22 protein-coding genes are annotated in these 22,891 nt (G+C 44.7%); 16 read left to right on the top strand and 6 right to left on the bottom strand.

Translation table 11 applies throughout. The features are described from left to right. Positions 1–169: 169 nt before the first annotated feature. Positions 170–601 (top strand): MarR family winged helix-turn-helix transcriptional regulator, encoded by a 432-nt coding sequence (locus JOC33_RS03490; protein WP_239533958.1) that lies wholly within the window; start codon positions 170–172, stop codon positions 599–601. A gap of 79 nt (positions 602–680) precedes the next feature. Beyond that, positions 681–1,307, top strand: a complete 627-nt coding sequence (locus JOC33_RS03485) for an FMN-dependent NADH-azoreductase (RefSeq protein ID WP_205090954.1) — start codon at positions 681–683, stop codon at positions 1,305–1,307. A 514-nt stretch (positions 1,308–1,821) separates the two neighbouring features. Here JOC33_RS03485 and JOC33_RS03480 read toward each other — a convergent pair. Then, positions 1,822–2,658 (bottom strand): lipoate--protein ligase family protein, encoded by an 837-nt coding sequence (locus JOC33_RS03480; RefSeq protein WP_205090952.1) that lies wholly within the window; start codon positions 2,656–2,658, stop codon positions 1,822–1,824. A 206-nt stretch (positions 2,659–2,864) separates the two neighbouring features. On the opposite strand from JOC33_RS03480, the gene JOC33_RS03475 reads away from it, so the two are divergent. Together JOC33_RS03475 and JOC33_RS03470 are read left to right on the top strand one after the other, a co-directional pair. Then, on the top strand, positions 2,865–4,160 hold the full coding sequence (locus JOC33_RS03475; RefSeq protein ID WP_205090951.1) for an HD domain-containing protein: 1,296 nt from the start codon (positions 2,865–2,867) through the stop codon (positions 4,158–4,160). Positions 4,161–4,174: 14 nt separating this feature from the next. Then, entirely contained in the window at positions 4,175–4,672 is a 498-nt protein-coding gene (locus tag JOC33_RS03470; protein ID WP_205090950.1) for a YwgA family protein, read from the top strand. 143 nt (positions 4,673–4,815) lie between these two features. Here the strand turns inward: JOC33_RS03470 and JOC33_RS03465 are convergent, their stop codons facing one another. The 3 genes from JOC33_RS03465 to JOC33_RS03455 form a co-directional block, all read right to left on the bottom strand. Beyond that, positions 4,816–5,193: a con-10 family general stress protein gene (locus tag JOC33_RS03465; RefSeq protein ID WP_205090949.1), complete on the bottom strand. Its 378-nt coding sequence runs from the start codon at positions 5,191–5,193 to the stop codon at positions 4,816–4,818. Positions 5,194–5,268: 75 nt separating this feature from the next. Next, positions 5,269–5,475 carry a stress-induced protein, KGG, repeat-containing protein gene (locus tag JOC33_RS03460; RefSeq protein WP_205090948.1) on the bottom strand — a complete coding sequence of 69 codons (207 nt, stop codon included), beginning with the start codon at positions 5,473–5,475 and terminating at the stop codon, positions 5,269–5,271. 111 nt (positions 5,476–5,586) lie between these two features. Beyond that, a complete protein-coding gene (locus JOC33_RS03455; protein ID WP_205090947.1) occupies positions 5,587–5,790 on the bottom strand; it encodes a hypothetical protein in 204 nt (67 codons plus the stop codon). 243 nt (positions 5,791–6,033) lie between these two features. Between JOC33_RS03455 and JOC33_RS03450 the strand changes: the two genes are divergently transcribed. Both JOC33_RS03450 and JOC33_RS03445 read left to right on the top strand, forming a co-directional pair. Further along, positions 6,034–6,903 carry a dimethylarginine dimethylaminohydrolase family protein gene (locus JOC33_RS03450; RefSeq protein ID WP_205090946.1) on the top strand — a complete coding sequence of 290 codons (870 nt, stop codon included), beginning with the start codon at positions 6,034–6,036 and terminating at the stop codon, positions 6,901–6,903. 139 nt (positions 6,904–7,042) lie between these two features. After that, positions 7,043–7,579, top strand: coding sequence for a YwhD family protein (locus tag JOC33_RS03445; RefSeq protein WP_205090944.1), 537 nt, complete (start codon positions 7,043–7,045; stop codon positions 7,577–7,579). A gap of 230 nt (positions 7,580–7,809) precedes the next feature. On the opposite strand, the gene JOC33_RS03440 is transcribed toward JOC33_RS03445, so the two are convergent. Beyond that, positions 7,810–9,858, bottom strand: a complete 2,049-nt coding sequence (locus JOC33_RS03440) for a transglycosylase domain-containing protein (protein ID WP_205091531.1) — start codon at positions 9,856–9,858, stop codon at positions 7,810–7,812. A gap of 302 nt (positions 9,859–10,160) precedes the next feature. On the opposite strand from JOC33_RS03440, the gene speE reads away from it, so the two are divergent. The 5 genes from speE (at position 10,161) to JOC33_RS03415 (ending at position 14,661) form a co-directional block, all read left to right on the top strand. After that, complete coding sequence (gene speE, locus JOC33_RS03435; RefSeq protein WP_205090942.1) at positions 10,161–10,988, top strand: polyamine aminopropyltransferase; 828 nt, start codon at positions 10,161–10,163, stop codon at positions 10,986–10,988. Between the two features lie 14 nt (positions 10,989–11,002). Beyond that, positions 11,003–11,875, top strand: a complete 873-nt coding sequence (gene speB, locus JOC33_RS03430; RefSeq protein ID WP_205090940.1) for an agmatinase — start codon at positions 11,003–11,005, stop codon at positions 11,873–11,875. Between the two features lie 428 nt (positions 11,876–12,303). Then, complete coding sequence (locus JOC33_RS03425; RefSeq protein WP_205090939.1) at positions 12,304–12,744, top strand: YwiB family protein; 441 nt, start codon at positions 12,304–12,306, stop codon at positions 12,742–12,744. Further along, the gene (gene argS / locus JOC33_RS03420; protein ID WP_205090938.1) at positions 12,741–14,411 is read left to right on the top strand and encodes an arginine--tRNA ligase; all 1,671 of its coding nucleotides are present in this window, start codon (positions 12,741–12,743) and stop codon (positions 14,409–14,411) included. Before JOC33_RS03425 ends, argS begins: the two co-directional genes overlap by 4 nt. A 70-nt stretch (positions 14,412–14,481) precedes the next feature. Next, positions 14,482–14,661, top strand: a complete 180-nt coding sequence (locus JOC33_RS03415) for a XapX domain-containing protein (RefSeq protein WP_205090937.1) — start codon at positions 14,482–14,484, stop codon at positions 14,659–14,661. Positions 14,662–14,663: 2 nt separating this feature from the next. On the opposite strand, the gene cls is transcribed toward JOC33_RS03415, so the two are convergent. After that, the gene (gene cls, locus JOC33_RS03410; protein WP_205090936.1) at positions 14,664–15,857 is read right to left on the bottom strand and encodes a cardiolipin synthase; all 1,194 of its coding nucleotides are present in this window, start codon (positions 15,855–15,857) and stop codon (positions 14,664–14,666) included. 252 nt (positions 15,858–16,109) lie between these two features. On the opposite strand from cls, the gene JOC33_RS03405 reads away from it, so the two are divergent. The 5 genes from JOC33_RS03405 to JOC33_RS03385 all read left to right on the top strand — a co-directional run bounded on the left by JOC33_RS03405 (position 16,110) and on the right by JOC33_RS03385 (position 22,859). Next, complete coding sequence (locus tag JOC33_RS03405) at positions 16,110–18,242, top strand: heterodisulfide reductase-related iron-sulfur binding cluster (protein ID WP_205090935.1); 2,133 nt, start codon at positions 16,110–16,112, stop codon at positions 18,240–18,242. Positions 18,243–18,445: 203 nt separating this feature from the next. Continuing rightward, entirely contained in the window at positions 18,446–19,633 is a 1,188-nt protein-coding gene (locus JOC33_RS03400) for an acetyl-CoA C-acetyltransferase (protein WP_205090934.1), read from the top strand. Positions 19,634–19,672: 39 nt separating this feature from the next. Next, the gene (locus tag JOC33_RS03395; RefSeq protein ID WP_205090932.1) at positions 19,673–20,527 is read left to right on the top strand and encodes a 3-hydroxybutyryl-CoA dehydrogenase; all 855 of its coding nucleotides are present in this window, start codon (positions 19,673–19,675) and stop codon (positions 20,525–20,527) included. Positions 20,528–20,548: 21 nt separating this feature from the next. Then, positions 20,549–21,694 (top strand): acyl-CoA dehydrogenase, encoded by a 1,146-nt coding sequence (locus JOC33_RS03390; protein WP_205090930.1) that lies wholly within the window; start codon positions 20,549–20,551, stop codon positions 21,692–21,694. A 25-nt stretch (positions 21,695–21,719) separates the two neighbouring features. Continuing rightward, positions 21,720–22,859 (top strand): acyl-CoA dehydrogenase, encoded by a 1,140-nt coding sequence (locus JOC33_RS03385; protein WP_205090928.1) that lies wholly within the window; start codon positions 21,720–21,722, stop codon positions 22,857–22,859. The last annotated feature ends 32 nt before the right edge of the window (positions 22,860–22,891 follow it).

The following is a 22,891-nucleotide window of genomic DNA, read 5'->3' as shown; positions in this document are numbered from 1 at the left end:
TTATTATCTTCTATTATAGTCTATTTTCCTCTTAATCGGGTATGGAAGTTTTGTGTCTTTTTGACGATTTACTGCCTGAATATTATCATTTGACATTTTAAAATGGCGTCGATATACTTAACATCGCTAAATAGTATGTATAGCAACTAAATAGATGGAGGTAGGGCAATTGAATTTAGGGTTTCAGGATTACCTCAGTATTAAAGTCCATAAGACCGATTTGAATCTGACAAGTTATATCAAATCAAAATTGGAGCCATTCAACCTTGCTCCTGAACAGAACCTGATCATGATGCTGTTGTGGGAAGAGGATGGACTGACCCAGAACCAATTGGCCGGTAAACTTAATAAAGATAAGACAAATATTGCCCGGATGGTTTCCAGTCTAGAGAAAAAAGGTTTCATCAAAAGGATTAACTGCCCGGAAGACCGACGCTCTTTTAAGGTGTATCTGACACCATGCGGAGAAAAGCTTGGAAAAGAGGTCATACCGATAACCGAGGAATTCGATCGTATTGTTTGCAATGGGTTGTCAGAAGGGGAACTGGCTGAGCTGGAAAAACTTCTTGCAAAGATTAATAAAAATATATCGAAAAACTGATCCATCTTTCGTTGCTGTCACATACTTACCATGTTTTCAAGTTGCTATGACAACTAATCAAATAAATGGAGGTACCAACATGGCTAATACACTTTTCATCAAAGCAAATTCAAGACCAATCGATCAGGCGGTGAGCGTAAAGCTTTACCACACCTTTTTAGAAAAATATAAAGAGGAACACCCGGATGATATTATCGAAGAATTAGACTTATTTGAGGAAAACCTGAGCTACTACGATAACGACAAAATAAACGGGATGTTCAAGCTTTCCCGCGATATGGAATTGACGGAAGCAGAGCGTCAAGCTACAAGAACAGTATCCAAATATCTTGACCAATTCCTTAAAGCGGATAAAGTGGTTTTCGCATTTCCACTTTGGAATTTCACTGTCCCAGCGGTACTGCACACCTATTTGGATTACCTTGCTCAGGCAGGCAAGACTTTCAAATATACTGAAGAAGGTCCGGTCGGTCTTTTGACTGATAAAAAAGTGGCGTTACTGAATGCCCGTGGCGGTGTTTATTCCGAGGGTCCGGCCCAGTCTGTGGAAATGGCCGTCAATTATGTTGAAAACATGCTGCGGTTCTGGGGAGTAGAAGATATCACTACCATCGTAATCGAAGGACACAACCAATTTCCGCAAAAAGCAGAAGAAATCGTAGAAGAAGGTTTAGAAAAAGCAGAAAAAGCAGCTGTATCATTTTAATAGATAAAAAACGTCCAGATTCTTCCCGTTGTGAAGCTTTTCTGGACGTTTTCTTTATTTAAAGGCTGAACCAATCTTTCAAGGCCACTAAAAAACGGAAAATTTAGATAAGGTATGGTTTTTAAAAAGCGGTCGATCTTCGCTGTTGATAAAGAGTGTCACGACGAGGATCGACTAAAGCTTGTCAGGGGTGGGCAAGGCGGTTCCGCTATTGAATTAAATTTAAGGGCTTCTATGTCCTCTACACTTTTATGAGGTTTTATGTATTTTTTTTCAGGTTGGCCAATGTTAAAGTTAAAAAAAGATATACGGTTATATCATGGTTGATTCCACGATGAGCGAGAGGCGGTGACGCCTGCGGGAACAGCGCGATCCGAAGATTCACTTGGTCAAGTGATCTTCTTGACCAAGTTAGCTGAGGCCGTGCCCGCGGCAAGCATCCGCCGGCAAGCGATTCGGGAGAAGAATAGAAAATAATGAGACGATTGACGCCAACAAAAAAGCGATGGATCTCTCAGTTTTCCAATGCTTTACGGTTCCGATCGATCATCTGCTCAAATCGCTTATCGAACCATCCCGCTTCTACTTCGTTAAGGCCGTCTGTGACTAATTTGCCGCTCAATTCCTGCAGAGTCATCAGAATCATGTTTCTTACCTCTGGAACAGATAGTCTAAGCGGAAGCAGTTCGTTCAAGGAAGCCATCACTTTCGGGTCGATTTCAGGATAGAGGAAGCGGGTCTGTTCTTCCTTTTTTCCAATTGAATAAAATTCGCGCATGAGACCTGCCCGTTTGGCACCGCTTCCTGTGATATCGAGATATACCTGTACCGCAGAACCATTTTTAACCCGGCGCTGGGAAATGCCCGCAAACTTTTTCCCGTCTATACTTAAATCATAGGTGCCGGGGCAATAAGATTGGGTGATTTCGTATGCTTCTATTTTATCCGTATAACTTTTGAAAAGGTAGCGGACAAAACCAACCATCGCTTCATAGCCCTCATGGATGTTGACGGTTTTTGAATCAGGGAAAATCAAAGAAAGGTTCAATACCCCTTCGTCCAATACGACACCAAGTCCGCCTGAATTTCGGACGATCACCTGGTAGCCGTTATCTTTTAAAAAATGTACAGCTTTATTTATATAAGGCAGCCTGGCATCAGGTATGCCAAGCACAATTGTATCATGATGCACCCAGAGCCTGGCGGTCGTCGGGGACAGACCTTGTCCCACCGACATCGTCAGGGAATCATCCATTGCAAAGGACTGTAAGGCAGAAAATCCTGGCCCGAGTGTACTTTGATCGATGAACCGGTATTGTTCTGGGGTTAATAAGGGATGTATCCGCGTCATTTTCCATACTCCTTTTACGTTCCATTCAACCATCCTATTATAACAAAATCACTGGTTCGATGGGGGACGTATCTTCACTCGAAAATTTTCACCAGTAAAACCCTCTGCTGACTGTATTTAATCTAAGCCTTCGTCATGTCAAGGAGTTTTTTTTCATTCCAATTAACTATATAATAGATAAAAATGTCGATTGGAAGGATTAGCAAATGGCCTACCGAAACGAGCAATTAAATGAAGAAAAGGTTTTTAAAGACCCTGTCCACAGGTATGTACATATTAGGGATCGCGTTATCTGGGATCTCGTCGGGGCTCCTGAGTTCCAAAGGCTGCGTCGGATCAAGCAATTAGGGACGTCCTATCTTACATTCCACGGGGCGGAGCACAGCCGCTTCAATCATTCCCTGGGAGTGTATGAAATCGTCCGCCGGATCATCTATAATTTCGAGGACAGGCCGAACTGGAACCCGGAGGATCGGCTGCTTATCTTATGTGCAGCTTTGCTCCATGATCTCGGACACGGGCCATTTTCCCATTCCTTTGAAAAAGTGTTCAAGCTTGACCATGAGGATTTCACCCAGCAAATTTTGCTTGGAGATACAACTATTAATGCGATTTTGAAAAAAGTGGAGAATGGATTTCCGCAGAAAGTCGCTGACGTCATCAATAAGACGTATGAGAATAAATTGATTGTCAGTCTCATTTCAAGCCAGATCGATGCGGACAGGATGGATTACCTCCAAAGGGATGCTTATTTTACAGGAGTCAGCTATGGCCATTTTGATATGGAACGGATACTTAGGGTCATGCGGCCAATGGAAGACCAGGTTGTCGTAAAAGAGAGCGGCATGCATGCGGTAGAAGACTACATAATGAGCCGCTATCAGATGTACTGGCAAGTTTACTTCCACCCTGTGACACGTAGTGCAGAGGTGATTCTGTCAAAAATTCTTCATCGTGCAAAGGAACTCCATGAAAATGACTATGCATTTAAACTGAAGCCGACCCACTTTTTGTCTTTTTTCGCCGAAAAACCGACATTGAAGGAATACCTGGAACTGGATGAAGCTGTCACGATGTATTATTTCCAAATTTGGATGAATGAAGACGATCCGATACTTAGCGATTTATGTGAACGTTTCGTTAATCGACGTCTGTTCAAATATATTGAATTCAACCCAAACCACCAGATGAATGAATGGATGGAACTTTTTCGATTATTCCAGAAAGCAGGACTGAATCCTGACTATTACCTTGTGGTCGATTCAAGCTCCGACTTGCCGTATGACTTCTACAGACCAGGTGAAGAAGAGGAAAGGCTGCCAATTCATCTGTTGATGCCGAATCAGGAATTGAAGGAATTATCCCGCCAATCTGAGATTGTTGAGTCTATTTCAGGGAAGAAGCGGACCGACCATAAATTGTATTTCCCGCTCGACCGACTGGAAGAACTGTCGAGCCGGAGTAAAACGAAAAAACGGATCCTGGAAATATTGTACCGATAAGGGGATGAGCCGTTGTGCTGGAAAACCATACAAAGCTGATGCATTTCTTTGCCAGCTCAGGAGAAATCATCGGAAGAAAGAAACTGCAAAAAATCATTTATATTCTGAAAAAATGTGAGGTGCCATTCGAAGAACGGTTTCAGTTCCACTTCTACGGGCCGTACTCAGAGGAATTGACACTTCGAGTGGAGGAACTTTGCAACCTTGGCTTTCTTAAAGAAACAAAGGAAGAGAAAAAAAATTATTATCAGTATCGTTATCTGCTTACAGAGGCTGGCAGGAGGTTTTTGGATCATTATCATCTTGAACTTCCTGAAATGGGCGAACAGATAGCAGAAATGAAAGAAAGAAGTTCAAGGTTTCTGGAGCTCGTATCAACAATTCTATATTTTGAATATCTGCCTCATGGAGAAATAAATGAAAAGGTTCTATCCGTGAAAAGTAAACAGAATTATACGGACGAGGAAATGACGGATGCTTGGGAATTTATCAGGAAAATGCGCGGAGAATAGGTGGAAAAGTCCCTTTTCGTCCGCGCTTACTTCTTGGAAACCCGCTTTTCCTTTGTTACAATCTTTAGAGAGCGGTGTTTTCCTGCTCAAAAAAAGGGCTGCCCTCGCTACAGGGCAGCCCTCTTACCGTAACCAGTGAGAAGTTATTTGGAATTGGAATTCTTTCCGCCTTTTTGGCCGATGTCTTCATAGAATTCTTCTCCATGCTTCTCACTTGTTTTTTCTCCGCCTTTTTGGCCAATTTCCTTATAGAATTCTTTGTCCTTTTTTTGGCTGGTAGTTTCTCCACCTTTTTGACCGATCTCTTCAAAATGCTCCTGATCGTATTTTTCGCTGGTGGTTTCTCCACCTTTCTTGCCGATTTCTTCAAAGTGTTCCTGGTCATATTTGTCGCTGACCTTTTCTCCGCCTTTTTTGCCGATTTCTTCGAAGTGTTCCTGGTTATATTTTTCGCTTACTTTTTCTCCACCTTTTTGACCTGCTTCTTCGACAGTCATTTTACGATTGTTGTTTTTAGCCATTATATAACCTCCTAAATAATTTATATTGATATTTGAAATTCAAGCTGATGCTTGAATGATGTAACGATGGTTTGGTTAGGAATTATTGTTAGAGCCGGAGTTTCGGCCGCCTTTTTTGCCGATTTCTTCAAAGTGCTCCTGGCTGTATTTGTCGCTAACCTTTTCGCCACCTTTTTTTCCGATTTCCTCGAAATGTTCTTGACTGTACTTCTCACTTACTTTTTCTCCGCCTTTTTTTCCTGCTTCTTCATAACTCATTTTTTGATTGTTATTTTTAGTCATTTGGAAAAAACCTCCTTTTTCTGTTAGCTTGTCAATTATTTACCACGATGATTTTTTCCTGAAACCTAATTATTTACAGTAATATTTTTGTAATTTTTGAAAATATAGGTTTTAATCATCTTCTTTTTTTAAATCCTTGAAATTGTCCTGCTTATATTTATGGCTCACCGGGTCGTCGTCGTTGTCGACAGTTTTCGATAAACGGGAAGGGTCATACTGGAAATCTTCGTTTCTCCGTTTTTTTGGACCAGAAGAATCGAAGCCCATCTTCTTTTCATTGCCTTTTTCCTTTTGGTTATCGGTTCCCTTTGGCAAGTGATTACCTCCCTTCATCATTTTTTTTGACTTCCGGCGCTACATTCATCCATTACCAACCTTCCAAAATCTTTAAACTCCTTGCAGAAAAAACAATCGAATTGTAACGTCAGCTTAATAAATGATGAATATTTTGCATTTGGACAGAATACTTGATAGAGGAAGAACCGACGTTCAGGAAGGTTTGCAAGTGGACAAGAAGGGAATGTGTTCGAATATATAATGCAGGATTGAGGTGTTAATATGGCAGTCTTATGGAGGGAAGATGAGAGGATGGAAAATGAAGTCGGGTGTATGACAGAATACGGAAAGTTGAGAAGGGTGGTTGTCTGTCCCCCTGACTTTATGCGTATTGACCAGGTTATAAACGAAACACAAAAGCGTTATAAAGAAGAGAACATTGACGTTCATACAGCCCGGAAACAGCATCAGGAATTTGTGGAGTTGATGAGGAACCATGGGATAGAAGTCATTGAGCTTACTGCCGAGGAAGGGTTCAACGAGCAGGTTTTTACCAGGGATATAGGGGTATGCATCGGGCCGCAGGTATTTATATCGAATATGGGAAATGAGATAAGGACAGGAGAAGAAGCCATTCTGGAGCAGGTACTTGATCGATCTGGAGCGCCTTGGAGGAAAATCGAGGACAACTCCATTGAAGGTGGAGATGTGATTGTCGATCGAGGCTACGTCTGGGTTGGCTTGAGTGGTCGGACGACTCTATCAGGTGTGCAATGTCTGCAGGATTTACTTCCTGATCTAAAAGTAGTTCCTATTCCTATTAAAAAAGAATATCTTCACCTTGATTGTGTTTTCAATATCCTGTCTCCTGAATATGCCCTCGTTTATCCAGATGCCTTGAATAAAAAAGAGTATGACATGCTGAGCCGTCATTATAAGCTGATTGAAGTAAACGAAAAAGAACAGTTTACGTTAGGTGTAAATGTACTTTCCATTGCTCCAGGGGTGGTAATCAGCCTTCCACAAAATAAGCAGGTAAATCGTAAGCTGATAGATAAAGGATTTGAAATCATAGAAGTTGATTTTTCAGAAATCATTAAATCAGGTGGTTCTTTCCGTTGCTGCACACTTCCGCTGAAAAGAGAAGGGTAGGCCAGGGCTGGACTTGGCTCCTATGTAGAAGTGGCTAATCATGGTTTCTGATCATATGGAATACGCCACGTCTGAAACGCAGGCGGCCGATGTGTTAAAATGTTAAAACAGACGAGCAGCAAAGGAGGAGCCATGTACAATGAAAGAATTCGATCAATTCAAACAAGGGAAAGATAAAGATAAGAAGAAAAGCCAGTTCACCATATTGAAGGATGATTCGACCGATGGCCATGGCGGCTATGGAGTAGGTGCTGTGACATTAGAAAACATGTCCCCTGTCATTGTCGACCCCAACGAAGAGAAAGCCTACGTGGATATGGGAGCAATGCACGCCAGAAGTGCGGTTGAAAAAAGGATTAAATTCCTCACAGACAAATCTGAAGTGCCGAACGGGCTCTTATATTGGATTGTCTGGGTTACAGTGGATCGTGACGAAAGCGGCCCTTATTATTCCGGAGTTGCAGGAAGTGAAATCATTGTCGACAGGGAAATACGCCGAGGTTACAAGTTACTGCCGGAACACGTCAATCATATGGATAAATCATTGAAAGGCCGAATGGTACTGGAACATATGGACGATAAATCAAAACGGCTACTGGGTGAATTCCTGCAAGAGCATGATGCTGAAATGTGGGAGAACTCTTCAGAAGAATTAAAGCAAGCGTTAAATGTTTAATCTAACGAATTTTTTTGAAAATGTGGCAGAATTGTGAACCATTGGTGAAAACGTTTGAGGTTTTCTTCCGAAGTTTGTAAAATATTTATCACATGGTTTATACATGTTACTAGGACAAAGAAAAAGGCCGTGGATTTTTCCGGCCTTTTTCTTATGGAATTTTCCTTTCATTTAATATATGGACAGGTAAGTGAATTTTTGCATAGAGCCTCCTAGGATGCCCAGTAACCTTAGAACAACCATTCCAAAACTTTTTTCCAGCCTCGTTCTTCCCCTTTGTCCTGATCCGGAAGGTTGAAATCTTCATGCATATGAAGGTTACAGTATTCTCTCGGTTCTTTACCTTCTGAGAAATACATCAGCCTTTGATTTTCACAATAGGGTGTGGCGAGATTTCCAGTTTCCGGGTCGACATAAGCACCGACCACTCCGTCTGGCGCACTCAGTGTTTGTGGGCTTTTCCCGTTATGCGAAGCTTCCATAAAATCTGCCCACATATTTTTTGCGTAACGGTATTCTTTTACGCTGGTAATGTTCTCGCTTTCATCATACCCGGTCCAGATCCCTGTAACCAGTTCCGGACTAAAGCCGATCATCCAGCTGTCGGTGTTGGTTGTTCCGGATTTTCCGGCATACTGCCTTGTCAGCCTGTCTGCAATCGGTGAGCCAGTGACGCTCATATATCCATCAAGGGAGGAGTCAAACATTCCAGTCATCATATGGGCTGTCAGGAACGCACGTTTTTCATTGATTTTGCCTTCTCCCTCCGGTTCTTCAAACTCGTATAATACATGCCCATGACGGTCGGTAATCTTTCGAATGGCATGCGGATCGATTTTTTCGTTCGCATTGGCCAGTCGGCTGTAGGCAGCAGTCATATCATATAAAGATAGGGATGCCGTCCCGAGTGCCAACGAAGGAACTGCAGGAATATCCCCGCGTATTCCGAACTTTCTAAGAGTGTCAACGAGCTTATCAGGACCGAGAAAAACATTGGTCTTTACCGCATAAATATTGTCCGAAAGGGCTAAAGCCTGTGCCATTGTTATCGGGGCATCGGCGTAATAACCATCAAAATTACTAGGGGCATAGGTTTTACCGTCTTCGAGTTCGAATGTCGTCGGCTTACTGACCAGCTGGGTCGTCGGAGTGAATCCACTTGAGAGAGCCTGGTAATAAAGAAATGGCTTAATTGTTGAACCAACCATCCTTCTGGCCTGTGTCACACGGTTAAATGGACTTTCCTCGTAATTTCTTCCACCTTTCAGAGCAACAATCGCTCCTGTGTCCGGATCCATCGCCATTCCAGCCGCCTGGATAGAAGATGACTTGCTCAAGCGTTCCTGAAAAGCTTTATCGAGAAGCTTTTGGGACTTAATATCAAGCGTGGTATAAATATGATAGCCTCCAGCTGTCAGTTCTTCCCGGTTGATATCCAGAATACTCATCGCTTCCTGGGCAACGACATCCTGGAAGTAAGGAGCAATATCCGGTACTTCTACTTCCTCTGTTTTCTTATAGGTGAGGGCTTCCTTGCTTGCAAGTTCGGCTTCTTTTTCGTCCAGGTAACCTGAAGCCTCGAGGCTTGCCAGAATTTGTTTTTGCCGGAATTGTGCATTTTCCTCATTGTTAAAAGGAGAATAATAGCTTGGACCTTTTGGAATGCCAGCAAGCATCGCCGCTTCTGGCACACTCAATTCATCCGCATGTTTATCAAAATAATAACGGCTCGCGGCTTCGATTCCATAAGCGCCGTGACCATAATAGATTGTGTTCAAATAACCTGCCAGTATTTCTTCTTTATCATAGAACATTTCAAGTCTCAGGGCGTAAATGGCTTCTTTCCCTTTTCGCAGCCAAGTTTTTTCATGAGACAGATAGAGATTCCTGGCGTATTGCTGCGTGATTGTACTGGCGCCTTCTGCTTTTTCCAGATTACGGATGTTGGTCAGCACTGCTGCTATAATTCTTTTCAAGTCAAAGCCAGCATGATCATAAAAGTTGCGGTCTTCTATAACTAGCGTTGCTTCGATCAAATGAGGGGATATGCCTTTCAAATCAACCCAATACCTCCGCTGGTTGCCGAAGTCTTCCTCAATTACTTTTCCGTCATTACTGTAATAAATGGTGTTTTGCTCTGTGACTAACGACGGGGGACCTTGAATGACGATAAATAAAAACAGAACCACAGCCGCAGCAATGGTGGCCGCAGTCATGCCTGCTGTCGCCAGGATGGCAGTCCGTATCCATTTGTTTTGACGATGGAACCATTTTTTCATCATGAGCGCTCCTAATCTCCATTTTTTAAGATTGCTATTATTATGGGATAATAGATGGGTAATTAAACATGGAGAAAAAGCTTGCTTTTTTGACACGCTAGGAATATATTGAATTTTTGCAACGAGTTTTTCAACTTAATGAAAAAATTAAAGTTCCAAGTATAAAAACTAACGCATTCACGAAGGGACGAGTGAATGAGTGGTTTTCTAACGGAAAGTCTTATATTTTGATTGTTTCATTCAAAATGGAAAAGGATACGTGTCTATTAAATGCAAAAGAAATAGGAGAGGAGTTTTCACGAATGAGCACTTGGTTTACGGAAAAACAGACAGATAACTTCGGAATTACAGCTAAAATAAAAAGGACGCTGCATACAGAAAAAACGGATTTCCAGCAGCTTGATATGGTTGAAACAGAAGAATGGGGGAACATGCTCATCCTGGATGATATGGTCATGACCACTGAGAAGGATGAATTTGTCTATCACGAAATGGTCGCCCATGTCCCATTATTCACCCATCCTGATCCGAAAAACGTTCTTGTTGTCGGTGGCGGAGATGGCGGGGTTATCCGGGAGATATTGAAGCACCCGCAGGTTGAAAAAGCGACCCTGGTGGAAATTGATGGGAAAGTGATCGAATACTCCAAGGAATTTTTACCGGAAATCGCTGGAAAACTGGATGATCCCCGTGTGGAAGTGAAGGTAGCTGACGGTTTCATGCATATTGCAGAAAGTGATTCGGAATACGATGTCATCATGGTGGATTCCACGGAACCTGTAGGTCCAGCGGTCAATCTGTTCAGTAAAGGTTTTTATGAAGGAATCGCCAAAGCGTTAAAAGATGATGGTATATTTGTTGCCCAGACAGATAACCCTTGGTTCAAAGCAGAACTCATTCGGCAGGTTTATAACGATGTTAAAGAAACTTTTCCGATTACAAAAGTCTATACTGCCAATATCCCTACTTATCCAAGCGGCTTGTGGAGCTTCACCATGGGGAGCAAGCAGCACGATCCCTTGAAGGTTCCCGCAGACCGCTTTCACGAAATGGAAACAAAATATTATACACCGGAACTGCATACGGCGGCTTTTGCTCTGCCTAAATTCGTCAAAGATTTAACGGAATAAGAAGGAGGAAAATTATGCGATTTGATGAGGCATATTCAGGAAAGGTATTTATCATGAGCAGGGAAGATGCCGAAATAGCCTCGACTGTCATTTATGGCATGCCGATGGATTGGACTGTCAGCTTCCGGCCTGGGTCACGGTTCGGACCAAACCGAATCAGGGAAGCATCCATCGGTCTGGAAGAATACAGCCCTTATCTGGACAAGCACCTGGAAGAAGTGAACTATTTTGATGCCGGAGACATTCCGCTTCCGTTTGGCAACCCGCAACGGAGCATTGATATGATTGAAAAATACATCACCCGCTTGCTTGATGATGGAAAGTTTCCATTAGGCCTCGGGGGAGAACATCTGGTCACCTGGCCGGTAATCAAAGCATTCCAGAAAAAATATCAGGATATAGCGCTGATCCACATCGATGCCCATGCCGACTTGAGAGAGGAGTATGAAGGAGAAGCTCTGTCTCATTCCACCCCTGTCCGGAAAGCGTGTGAGCTTCTTGGCCCTGAAAATGTCTACTCGTTTGGAATTAGATCAGGCATGCGCGAAGAATTCAAGTACGCAGAAGAGAGCGGCATGCATATGGCCAAATACGATGTAGCAGAGCCGTTGAAAAAAGTTCTTCCTGGTTTAGCCGGAAGGAAAGTGTACGTCACCATTGATATCGACGTTCTTGACCCTGCCTTTGCTCCCGGGACAGGCACAGCGGAAGCAGGCGGTATAACTTCTAAGGAATTGCTCGAAGCTATACACCTGATTGCAGGATCCGATGTTGAGGTAGTTGGAGCTGACCTTGTCGAAGTCGCCCCAGCCTATGATCCCACCGAACAGACGGCCATAGCCGCAAGTAAATTCGTCAGGGAAATGCTTCTTGGCTGGGTAAAATGATTGGATTAGGCTGCTGGGAAAACTTAATAAAGTTTAAAATAATCCGAACGTTTTCATTGAAATCAGTTCGGATTATATGTGTGTCAGGGAATATTTTCACCATCGCTTCGCCCCCAAACCGCTTTTGGTTCATCCAGCTCCAGCGCCTATCCCCTCGAGGCCTTAAGTCAGTCCTCTCTGTGACATAGAACGTAACGGCGAGGCTTGTCTTAAACTGGTCGGGGGTAAAAGGCGCTTGTGCTTTTGGTTATACTTTGAGAAAGTTTAACTTTTGTTAAAGGATTAAAGTGTAAGTAAAACTAAATATTTCGCCGTATGGACTGGCGCTAGCCAAGTTTTTCTGCTTGGACTTGCGATTTTTCGACTCAATTTTTATAATGGAAAGGTTAAGAAGATCGGAATTGAGTAAAAATTGAAGGAGAGATAGCATGAGTTCCAGCAAGGTACCAGTTGCCATCCGCCTTGTCACGGAAATCAGGGATGGGGGTAGAAAGGAAAACGTCGTCCTTGAGGAACCAGGAGGACTGTTCGAACGGGGCAGCACGATTGTCCTGAAGTTCACGGAACACCCTGAGGAAAGCGGTCCAATCGAGACGATGGTCACCATCCAGCCGGAAAAAGTAAGTATCAAACGTTCTGGTGCTGTAAAAATGCATCAGATTTTTGAACGGAAACGGGAGACGGAAAATAAGTACCATCATACGTATGGAATTTTTCATATGCATACGTTCACTGATCAGATTGAACACCATTCCTTGAAACAGGGAAGTAAAGGAAGGCTGTTCATCAGTTATCGTTTAACTTTGAATCATGAGGTCACGCAGCGTCATCGCTTGACATTGACCTATCATAAGGAGGCAGCCGAATGAATATTTTAGAACAGACAGAGCAGAAGCTGAGGCAGGAAATCGTGCAGGCAGTGTTGAAAGCAGAATTGGCGACAGAGGAACAAATGCCGGAAGTGGTTCTGGAACAGCCGAAGGATAAAGCACACGGGGATTATGCCACCAATATGGCTATGCAGCTTGCGCGTATCGCGAAAAAAGCGCCACGCATGATCGCGGAAGATATCGTAGCTCATTTTGATACATCAGCAGCCTCTATCAAAAAAGTCGAAATTGCCGGTCCGGGCTTCATCAACTTCCATATGGATAATCAATACCTGACCGACCTTGTCGCAGCCATTCTTGAGCAGGGAGAGGGTTACGGTGCAAGTGAAACGGGGAATGGTCAAAAAATTCAGGTCGAATTCGTTTCAGCGAATCCAACAGGGACACTCCATCTCGGACATGCCAGGGGAGCTGCAGTAGGTGACTCGCTCTGTAATATTTTAACAAAAGCGGGGTATGATGTATCACGCGAATATTACATCAATGATGCTGGTAACCAGATCAATAACCTTGCCTATTCTGTGGAAGCCCGATACATGCAGGCTATCGGAAAGGAATGGGATATGCCGGAGGACGGCTATCATGGGAAAGACATCATCGAGCTTGGCCAGAAACTCGCTGCTGACCACGGTATGGAATGGGCGGACAAACCTTATCAGGAACGCATCGCTTACTTTCGGGAGTACGGCCTCCAATTTGAGCTGGAAGAAATTAAGAAAGACCTTCGGGATTTCCGCGTCAATTTTGACGAGTGGTTCTCTGAAACTTCTTTATATCAGGATGGTAAAATCGAGGAGGCCCTCAAAGTTATCCAAGATAAAGGATATATGTACGATCAGGATGGGGCCACCTGGTTTAAAACAACAGATTTCGGAGATGATAAAGACCGCGTGCTGATCAAACAGGACGGCAGCTACACATACCTTACGCCTGATATTGCCTACCACAAAAACAAGCTCGATCGCGGCTTTGATACATTGATCAACATCTGGGGAGCCGACCACCATGGCTATATTCCAAGAATGCAGGCAGCCATTCAGGCACTAGGCTATAGCAAGGAAACCCTGGAAGTGGAGATCATTCAGATGGTTAATCTTTTCCAGGATGGGGAAAAAGTGAAAATGAGTAAAAGGACAGGAAAAGCTGTCACGTTACGGGAGCTGATGGAGGAAGTCGGAATCGATGCCATGCGTTATTTCTTCTCCATGCGTTCAAGTGATTCCCATCTTGACTTTGATATGGATCTTGCAAGATCAGAGTCCAATGAAAATCCAGTCTACTATGTTCAATATGCCCATGCAAGAATCTGTTCCATGCTGCGGCAGGCAGAAGAAAAAGGTGTGACCATCGAAGGCGGATTTGATGCTGCATTATTGGATGCTGAAAAAGAGGAAGAACTGTTGAAGCGGCTTGGGGAATTTCCTCAAACAATTGCTGATGCTGCCGAAAAACGAACACCGCACCGGGTCACTCAGTATGCATTCGATCTTGCCTCCAGCCTGCATAGTTTTTACAATGCAGAAAAGGTTTTAGATACCGAGAATCCGGAACGTTCCAAAGCCCGTACAGCCTTGATGAAAGCTGTACGCACTACGCTTTCAAATGCAATGGAGCTGATTGGCGTATCTGCCCCTGAAAAAATGTAATTAAATGCACGAAAAAGAGGCTCCCTGTTCGGAAGAGCCTCTTTTTAAATCGGAAGAAAGGAGCTTTACAATGAAAGAAGTCATTATCGCGCTTGTCACCGGCTTTGCCGTCGGGTTTATATTTGCATTATTCAAGCTGCCGATCCCGGCACCGCCTGCTCTGGCAGGAGTGGCTGGAATTATCGGCATCTACCTTGGATTCAAGTTTTTTGTATGGGTAGGGCCTCTGCTCTCCAACCTGATCAGGTGAACTCATAATAACGGCCTCAATAGCCGGGCTATCTGCACGTTAATTCTCGTTCCAAGGGATCGATCAGCCAGCCAATTTTGGTCATATGACAAACCATCAGCAAAATCTTTCAGATACAAATTCCGGATATGATCGATGAACCCGGGGTCATAGACGAAAATATTCACTTCTTTATTGAGGAACAAGCTGCGCAAGTCGAAGTTGGCGGTGCCAATGTCGCATTGTTTCCGGTCGACGATGAATACTTTCGCATGGTAAAAACCTGCATCATAAAAACGGATCCTCCCGCCTGCCTGATATAACTCACGGAAGTAAGGAATTCCTGCTTCTTTGACAAACGGATGGTCTGATTTAAGCGGGCAGAGCAGCTTGATCATTACCCCGCGGGCAGCCGCTAGTTTCAGGGCCTCCATGAGTTTCCTTGTCGGGATGAAATACGGCGTTCCGATCAGGATTTCTTCCTCAGCAGCCTTAATCATTTTCAAGAATTCCTTTTCCATCCGGCCACACTCATTCGGAGATACCAACAGTTCCTTACTGCCTTTGTCAGAGGGGGGCATGGGAGCGTGTTTTCCTCCTCCTGCCAAATACCAATCATCGAGAAAAATCATATGAAGATTTTTGACGACCTCGCCTGTGAGCCGCAAATGATAGTCCCGCCAATCTCCCATCTCTGCATCCTTCCCGAGGTATTCTCTAGCAATATTGAAGCCGCCGGCATAACTGATTTTACCGTCGATGACAACAATTTTCCGGTGATTTCTTCGGTTCAGGTGGAAAATAAAATAAGGGAAATGTGGTTTTTCTGAAAATCGGAATTCCACGCCCGCCTGCTCCAGTTCCTCCCGCCATTTTTTCGTGATCCGGTAGCCACCGAGTCGGTCGACGAGCACTCTTACTTGTACGCCTTCCCGGGCTTTTTGCTTGAACAGATCAAAGAACTGCTGACTTATATCATCGGTTTTGATGATGAAAAACTGAACGTCAACTTGTTTTACGGCATTAGTAATGTCGACATACATCTCGTCGAAAAGTCGATTGCCGTTGTGATACAGCAGGTAATCGCCGCTCGTCTTGGTGAATGTCAAATGCCTGTGATTTTTCTTCAGGTAGGCACTGCCCAGTTTGAAATCTATGATTGCCATTACGATGATAACTGCAATAAAAACGATTATTCCTATTATCCATCCCATCATAATCTTCCTTTTTTTACTTATTAAGGATTAATGTATTAGTGAAACGAAGGGCTTTCGCCATTAGGGAATGGCTACAAGCCAAGTTAATCCAGACTTAACATTAGTGTTCCCTTAATTCTAATAATGTTGTATTTGGAAGCCATAAAAATATATGTTGACTGAATGTTCATTCAGTTTTATAGTTAAAGTATAAGATTCTGAATTTTTTTATGAATGGCTTCACAGATTTATTATCAACGAGGGGGGAGACGAATGAACGCGCTGTTGCTGTTGAATTGGATATTATTCTTAGCTGTCACCATTTATGGTTTATACTTATTCGTGCGTGTCGTTCAAACTAGAATCGCCTATATCAAGCTTGGGAGGAAGTTCGAGTTTGATGGGGAAATCAAGGAACGACTAAAACACATAGCCGTTAATGTCTTCGGACAGAAGAAATTATTGAAGGATAAAAAGTCCGGCATTATTCACGTCATGATGTTTTATGGATTTCTGCTTGTACAATTCGGTGCCATTGATTTTATCTGGAAAGGGCTTGCCCCGGACAGTCATTTACCATTGGGACCGTTTTATCCTGGGTTCACTTTTTTCCAGGAAATTGTCACTTTAATGATTCTCGTCGCAGTGGTCTGGGCTTTTCACCGCCGTTATATTGAAAAGCTTGTCCGGTTGAAGCGTGGCTTCAAAGCTGGCCTTGTGTTATTGTTCATTGGCGGATTAATGGTTTCAGTGCTGATCGGTAACGGAATGGCGCAGATCTGGCATGGCCATGATGCCGTCTGGACAGAACCTGTTGCGTCATTAATTGCAAGCGCTTTCGGATGGATGAGCCCTGTCGCTGCCGCTTCTGTCTTTTTTGTCATGTGGTGGATCCATCTGTTGATATTGCTTACTTTTCTGGTTTATGTACCACAATCGAAGCACGCCCATCTGCTTGCTGCTCCCGTTAATGTGTTTTTGACAAGGCAGACACCTCCAGGCAAGCTTACCAAAATTGATTTCGACGTCGATGAAGATACAGACGAAGATGAGGTAAGCTTTGGTGTAGGGAAAATAGAAGATTTCAACCAGCTGCAAATGATTGACTTCTACGCATGTGTTGAATGCGGACGTTGTACGAATGTCTGCCCGGCAACAGGTACAGGAAAAATGCTGTCACCGATGGACCTGATCATCAAGCTCCGTGACCACCTGACAGAAAAAGGAGCAGCGGTTACTGGAAAATCGCCATGGGTGCCGTCTTATGCTTTTTCCAACACTGAGGGTAACCAACTGGCAAAAATGGCCCAAAGCAAAGGCGGCGGGGAAGCGGCGGCAGCCGTGGAAGACGCTCAGAATCACAGCCTGATTGGTGACGTTATTACAGAAGAAGAACTATGGGCTTGTACCACTTGCCGAAACTGTGAAGATCAATGCCCGGTCATGAATGAACATGTTGATAAAATCATCGACCTGCGTCGTTACCTTGTTTTGACAGAAGGGCGTATGGATCCTGATGCCCAGCGCGCCATGATGAACATTGAACGCCAGGGTAACCCGTGGGGTCTCTCCAAGAAAGAGCGGGAAGACTGGCGCGACCTCGAGCCTGATGTCAGCATTCCTACAGTAAAAGAATTGAAAAAAGAAGGAGAAGAATTCGAGTATTTGTTCTGGGTAAGCTCAATGGGGGCTTATGATAACCGAAGCCAGAAGATTGCTCTTGCATTCGCCAAGCTTATGAACGAAGCAGGCATCAAATTTGCCATCCTTGGGAACAAGGAGCGCAACTCCGGAGATACCGCGCGCCGTATGGGGAATGAATTCCTGTACCAGGAGCTTGTCGAAAAGAACATCAAGGAATTCGAAAAGCATGAAGTCAAAAAGATTATCACCATTGACCCTCATGCCTATAATACCTTTAAAAATGAATACCCTGATTTCGGCTTTGAAGCAGAAGTATATCACCACACAGAGCTTTTAGCAGAATGGCTGAAGGAAGGGAAACTGCATCCGGTACACGAAGTAAACGAAACAATTACGTACCATGACAGCTGTTATCTCGGCCGATACAATGAAGTATATCAGCCTCCTAGGGAAGTGCTTGAAATGATACCTGGAGTGAAACTGGCTGAAATGAAACGGAACCGGGAAAATGGTATGTGCTGTGGGGCAGGCGGTGGAATGATGTGGATGGAAGAGAAAACTGGAAACCGCGTCAATGTAGCCCGGACAGAACAAGCATTGGAAACCAATCCGACGATGATATCCAGTGGCTGCCCGTACTGTCTGACGATGCTGTCCGATGGTACGAAAGCCAAAGAAGTCGAGGAAAACGTAGGAACCATGGATATTGCCGAAATTCTGGCAAAGTCGATTTTCAAAGAAAAACAGGAAAAAACAGCGTAGCCTCTCGAAAAGTATGGAAAGTGTACAGAAAGTTTTGTACACTTTCCTTGTGAGGGCAGGTTGAGCGAGCGTTCAATCGTGGTGAAATCACACGAATTTTAGATAGGTGCGAAGGTAACAAGCACAACCTGATATGATATTGTCGCTGTTCGTGTTAAGTAACTTTTTTGAAAGCGTTACCATACAAAGGGAGGATCTTATAAATGAGAAAAACTGTCATTGTTTCAGGAGCGAGAACACCGTTTGCAAAATTCGGAGGCGGGTTAAGTACACTTACCGCATCGCAGCTGGGAGGCCGAGCGATCAAGGAAGCACTGGAACGAGCATCCTTTAAAGCAGAAGACGTCAATGAAGTGATCATGGGCACTGTCCTTCAGGGGGGGCAGGGGCAAATCCCTTCCAGACAGGCAGCACGGGAAGCAGGAATTCCATGGGAAGTGAAAACAGAAACCATCAATAAAGTCTGTGCGTCCGGGATGCGCAGTGTGACGATGGCAGACCAGTTCATCCGCTTAGGAGATGAAGAGGTCATTGTTGCTGGTGGAATGGAAAGCATGAGCAATGCGCCATATTTTATGCCGAAAGCACGCTGGGGCTTAAGAATGGGTGACGGCGCAGTGAAAGACATGATGGTCCATGACGGGTTGACATGCTCCTTTGACGGTGTCCATATGGGCAATTATGGGAACAATGTCGCCAATGAATATGAATTGAGCCGGGAAGCGCAGGATGACTGGGCTTACCGCAGCCACCAATTGGCAGTGAAGGCGATCGAAGACGGCAAGCTTGCTGAAGAGATCGTTTCAGTAGAAGTGCCGCAGCGGAAAGGTGAGCCGGTTGTCGTTGATACCGATGAAGCACCACGCCGGGATACATCCAAGGAATCGCTGGCTAAGCTGCGCCCGGTATTTGATTCAAACGGTACCATCACTGCGGGAAATGCTCCTGGAGTCAATGATGGAGCGTGTGCGATGCTATTAATGTCCGACGAAAAAGCAGCAGAGCTTGGCGCAGAATCGATGGCAACAATTCTTGCCCACGATGAAGTTGCCGTTGAAGCGAAGGATTTCCCAACTACACCGGGGCTTGTCATCAATTCCCTTTTGAAAAAAGCAGGAAAAACACTGGATGAAATTGATCTGTTTGAAGTGAACGAAGCATTTGCGGCAGTTTCCCTTGCAAGCGGAAAAATCGCAGGTCTTGATGAAGACAAAGTGAATGTTAACGGCGGCGCAGTCGCACTGGGACACCCGATAGGAGCAAGCGGGGCACGGATCATCCTGACTTTGATCTATGAATTGAAGCGCCGCGGTGGAGGTCTTGGCATTGCCGCTATCTGCAGTGGCGGCGGTCAGGGAGATGCCGTATTGATCGAGGTGCCAAAACAGTAATTCTTTCACATTTCAACCAACGGAGGAGGAAACGCAGATATGTCAATCAGTAAAGTGATGGTGGTCGGTGCCGGACAGATGGGAGCTGGTATTGCTCAGGTCTGTGCCCAATATGGCTTTACCGTCAAATTGAATGATATCGCAGAAGAAGCTATCGAAAAAGGAAAGAACGGTATTGAAAAGCGGCTGGTAAGAGCTGTGGAAAAAGGAAGAATAGAAGAGGCGGAAAAGGAACAAACCCTCGGTAACCTTTCTTATACCACAGAAATCCATGATGCTTCCGACTGTGATCTTGTCATCGAAGCTGTTGTAGAAAATATGGACGTCAAGACGAAAATATTTCAAACACTGGATGGGATTGCTCCGGAACATGCTATTTTGGCATCAAATACTTCATCCCTGCCGATTACGGAAATCGCTGCAGTAACTGAACGTCCGTCACAGGTAATTGGCATGCATTTCATGAACCCTGTTCCGGTCATGAAGCTTGTAGAAATTATTCGCGGACTCCAGACCAGTAATGAAACCTATCAATCTATTAAAGATGTCACCGAAAAAATCTGTAAATCACCAGTTGAAGTCAATGATTTCCCTGGGTTCGTTTCTAACCGAATCCTTATGCCGATGATAAACGAAGCCATTTATACCGTTTATGAAGGTGTTGCATCACCGGATGATGTCGATACAGTCATGAAGCTCGGGATGAATCACCCAATGGGACCACTGACGTTAGCGGATTTCATCGGGTTGGATACCTGTCTATATATCATGGAAGTGCTTTATGAAGGATTTGGTGACAGCAAGTACCGTCCATGCCCGCTTCTCAGAAAATATGTGAAAGCGGGATGGCTCGGTAAGAAGTCAGGCCGTGGTTTTTATACCTATGAAAATTGATTGCCAGGGGAGAGAACAGCTATGAATCTGCAGTTTACGGATGAACAGGAAATGATGCGCAAGATGGTGCGTGACTTCGCACAAAAAGAAGTCGCGCCGGCTATCGAACGCATGGAAAAGGAAGACCGCTTCCCGAAAGAGATTATCAGCAAAATGGGAGAATTAGGCCTGATGGGGATACCGATCCCAGAAGAATACGGTGGTGCTGGCATGGATTATACCTCTTATATCATTGCCATCCATGAGCTTTCGAAAGTCAGTGCGACTGTAGGCGTGATTTTGTCTGTCCATACGTCGGTCGGCACGTTCCCGATTATGACATTCGGTACCGAGGACCAGAAGAAAAAATATGTTCCTAAACTTGCTTCCGGGGAATACCTTGGGGCATTTGCATTGACAGAACCTGGCGCAGGCTCGGACGCAGGGAGCCTGAAGACCAGAGCTGTGAAACAAGGCGACAAATATATCCTGAACGGCTCCAAAGTATTCATCACCAACGGGGGCCACGCAGACACGTTTATCGTCTTCGCCCGCACCAATATGGAAGAAACTGGTTCTCGCGGGGTGAGTACGTTCATTTTAGAGAAGGGGGCTCCGGGTTTTGAGATTGGGAAAACAGAGAAAAAAATGGGGCTTCATGGTTCGAGTACGGTGCAATTGAACTTTGATAATTGCGAAGTACCAGCAGACCAGCTCCTCGGAAACGAAGGAGAAGGCTTCAAGATTGCTATGTCCAATCTCAACGCTGGACGAATCGGAATTGCCGCCCAGTCCTTAGGTATCGCAGAGGCGGCTATGGAGCATGCCGTTGCCTATGCCAAGGAACGGGAACAGTTCGGGAAGCCGATTGCAAAGCAGCAGGGTCTGGCCTTTAAGTTGGCAGACATGGCAACAGAAGTGGAAGCGGCACGGCTTCTGACTTATCATGCTACAGCCTTGAAGGAAGCGAACCTTCCATGTGGAAAAGAAGTCTCCATGGCAAAAATGTACGCCTCCAAAACGGCGATGAAAAATGCAATCGAAGCTGTCCAGGTTTACGGCGGCTATGGATATACCGAGGACTATCCCGTTGAACGCTTTTTCCGGGATGCTAAAGTCTGTGAAATATATGAAGGCACGAACGAAATTCAACATATTGTCATCAGCAACCATCTGCTCAAAGACTAATACTTAAGCTTAAGGAGAGATTCCGATGAATTTTCAACTGACAGAAGAACAAGAAATGCTCCGTAAAATGGTGCGGGATTTTGCCAGGAATGAAGTAGAACCAACGGCTGCGGAGCGCGATGAGGAAGAAAGATTTGACCGTGAATTATTCGATAAAATGGCGGAGCTTGGATTGACAGGAATTCCGTGGCCGGAAGAGTACAGCGGCATCGGCTCTGACTTTGTCAGCTATGTAATCGCCGTTGAAGAACTGTCTCGGGTATGTGCGTCCACTGGTGTGACGTTGTCCGCCCACATCTCGCTGGCAAGCTGGCCGATTTTCAAGTTCGGAAATGAAGAACAAAAGAAGACATTCCTTGCTCAGCTGGCTTCCGGTGAAAAACTTGGTGCTTATGCATTGTCAGAGCCAGGTGCCGGCAGTGATGTCTCCTCTATGCGTACCCAGGCGAAACTGGATGGCGACCACTATATTCTGAACGGAAATAAAGTATGGATCACAAATGGCGGCGTCGGGGATATCTATATCGTGTTTGCGAAAACGGACCCCGAAGCAGGCAGCCGTGGCATCAGTGCATTCATCGTCGAAAAAGACACCCCTGGCTTCACCTTTGGAAAAAAAGAGAAAAAGCTCGGTATTCGTTCCTCTCCTACGACAGAATTGATTTTTGAAGACTGCAAGGTACCAAAAGAAAACCTTCTGGGTGAAGAAGGCCAGGGCTTCAAAATCGCGATGATGACACTGGATGGCGGGCGAAACGGAATCGCTGCCCAGGCAGTCGGCATTGCCCAGGGAGCACTTGATGCATCCGTCGCTTATGCGAAAGAACGTGAACAGTTCGGAAAGCCGATTGCACAGAATCAGGGAATATCCTTCAAGCTTGCTGATATGGCGACAGAAGTGGAAGCTGCCAGATTACTCACATACCAGGCAGCGCACTTGGAATCAGAAGGCCAGCCTTACGCGAAAGCATCCGCTATGGCAAAGCTGTTTGCAGGAGATGCCGCCATGCGGATTACTGTTGAAGCTGTCCAGGTTTACGGCGGCTATGGTTATACGAAAGATTATCCTGTCGAACGCTACATGCGGGACGCCAAAATCACACAAATCTATGAAGGAACAAATGAGATTCAACGCCTTGTCATTGGCCGCATGCTGACAAAATAGGCATTTAGATCTCCGGCGAGAAAGGGTCGACT

Origin of the sequence: Thalassobacillus pellis (assembly GCF_016908295.1) — a bacterium.
Lineage (GTDB): Bacteria > Bacillota > Bacilli > Bacillales > Halobacillaceae > Thalassobacillus > Thalassobacillus pellis.
This window is presented reverse-complemented; position numbering and strand designations above follow the sequence as displayed.

What these genes read in the sequence shown, in the direction of transcription:
- JOC33_RS03485 (WP_205090954.1), top strand. Translation starts at nt 681, where the DNA reads ATGGCTAATACACTTTTCATCAAAGCAAATTCAAGACCAATCGATCAG.
- JOC33_RS03480 (WP_205090952.1), bottom strand. Translation starts at nt 2,658, where the DNA reads ATGACGCGGATACATCCCTTATTAACCCCAGAACAATACCGGTTCATC.
- JOC33_RS03475 (WP_205090951.1), top strand. Translation starts at nt 2,865, where the DNA reads ATGGCCTACCGAAACGAGCAATTAAATGAAGAAAAGGTTTTTAAAGAC.
- JOC33_RS03465 (WP_205090949.1), bottom strand. Translation starts at nt 5,193, where the DNA reads ATGGCTAAAAACAACAATCGTAAAATGACTGTCGAAGAAGCAGGTCAA.
- JOC33_RS03460 (WP_205090948.1), bottom strand. Translation starts at nt 5,475, where the DNA reads ATGACTAAAAATAACAATCAAAAAATGAGTTATGAAGAAGCAGGAAAA.
- JOC33_RS03450 (WP_205090946.1), top strand. Translation starts at nt 6,034, where the DNA reads ATGGCAGTCTTATGGAGGGAAGATGAGAGGATGGAAAATGAAGTCGGG.
- JOC33_RS03445 (WP_205090944.1), top strand. Translation starts at nt 7,043, where the DNA reads ATGAAAGAATTCGATCAATTCAAACAAGGGAAAGATAAAGATAAGAAG.
- JOC33_RS03440 (WP_205091531.1), bottom strand. Translation starts at nt 9,858, where the DNA reads ATGAAAAAATGGTTCCATCGTCAAAACAAATGGATACGGACTGCCATC.
- speE (WP_205090942.1), top strand. Translation starts at nt 10,161, where the DNA reads ATGAGCACTTGGTTTACGGAAAAACAGACAGATAACTTCGGAATTACA.
- speB (WP_205090940.1), top strand. Translation starts at nt 11,003, where the DNA reads ATGCGATTTGATGAGGCATATTCAGGAAAGGTATTTATCATGAGCAGG.
- JOC33_RS03425 (WP_205090939.1), top strand. Translation starts at nt 12,304, where the DNA reads ATGAGTTCCAGCAAGGTACCAGTTGCCATCCGCCTTGTCACGGAAATC.
- argS (WP_205090938.1), top strand. Translation starts at nt 12,741, where the DNA reads ATGAATATTTTAGAACAGACAGAGCAGAAGCTGAGGCAGGAAATCGTG.
- JOC33_RS03415 (WP_205090937.1), top strand. Translation starts at nt 14,482, where the DNA reads ATGAAAGAAGTCATTATCGCGCTTGTCACCGGCTTTGCCGTCGGGTTT.
- cls (WP_205090936.1), bottom strand. Translation starts at nt 15,857, where the DNA reads ATGATGGGATGGATAATAGGAATAATCGTTTTTATTGCAGTTATCATC.
- JOC33_RS03405 (WP_205090935.1), top strand. Translation starts at nt 16,110, where the DNA reads ATGAACGCGCTGTTGCTGTTGAATTGGATATTATTCTTAGCTGTCACC.
- JOC33_RS03400 (WP_205090934.1), top strand. Translation starts at nt 18,446, where the DNA reads ATGAGAAAAACTGTCATTGTTTCAGGAGCGAGAACACCGTTTGCAAAA.
- JOC33_RS03395 (WP_205090932.1), top strand. Translation starts at nt 19,673, where the DNA reads ATGTCAATCAGTAAAGTGATGGTGGTCGGTGCCGGACAGATGGGAGCT.
- JOC33_RS03390 (WP_205090930.1), top strand. Translation starts at nt 20,549, where the DNA reads ATGAATCTGCAGTTTACGGATGAACAGGAAATGATGCGCAAGATGGTG.
- JOC33_RS03385 (WP_205090928.1), top strand. Translation starts at nt 21,720, where the DNA reads ATGAATTTTCAACTGACAGAAGAACAAGAAATGCTCCGTAAAATGGTG.